This is a genomic window from Sphingomonas sp. GW821-FHT04B01, from assembly GCF_059420425.1.
Window position 1 is genome coordinate 1 of record NZ_JBWKTR010000039.1, and the last position, 729, is coordinate 729.

A 729-nucleotide genomic window follows, 5' to 3' on the forward strand; every position below is an offset into this window, starting at 1 on the left:
CAGGTCGGCCGCAACTTCATGGCGCATGTCGCGACACAGATCTGGGGCCGGTTCGACGCCGACATGCGGATGAACCGCGGCTATCCTTCATCGCTGATCAGCGAGGACATGATGCGGCCCGGCGATGCGGGCTGCGCGGGCGGCTATCTCATCCAGAGCCTCGGCGTGCTGCCCGTCAACCTCGCCACCGGCCTTGCGCGTGGGGCCGGCATGTGGGGCGAGCGGCTCCAGGCCCTTCTTCGCGGGTACAATCGGATGGCGGGGATCGGGATCAACGGCGAATGCCTGCCCCATGCCGACAACCGTCTGATGCTCGCCGACGAGGTCGACGCCTACGGCCACCGCAAGGCGCGGATCGACTTCAGCTATCACGCCAACGAGCAAGCGATCGACCGTCATGCCCGGCGCACGCTCACTCGGATCTGGGAGGCGGCCGGTGCGAGGGACATCGTCGCGGTCGACCGCTCCGCCCATACGATCGGCACGTGTCGCATGGGGACGGATGGCGACGCCGCTGTGGTCGACCCCGACGGTCGCAGCTTCGATGTGCCAAATCTGCTGATCTGCGACAATTCCGTCTTTCCCAGCGCGCTGGCGGCCAATCCCGCGCTGACCATCATGGCGTTGTCGCTGCGTACCGCCGACCGTTTTCTCGCATCCAGGCATTGAGGAGTTCATCATGGATTTGGGTATCAAGAACCGTATCGCGCTTATCAGTGGCGCGGATTC

General features: G+C 65.2%; 1 protein-coding gene. It reads left to right on the plus strand.

Going from position 1 to position 729, the window contains the following annotated elements; all coding sequences use genetic code 11:
• On the plus strand, nucleotides 1-669 hold a 669-nt coding region (locus AC07UH_RS21505), incomplete at its 5' end, for a GMC oxidoreductase (RefSeq protein WP_495182215.1).
• Between the last annotated feature and the right edge of the window lie 60 nt (nucleotides 670-729).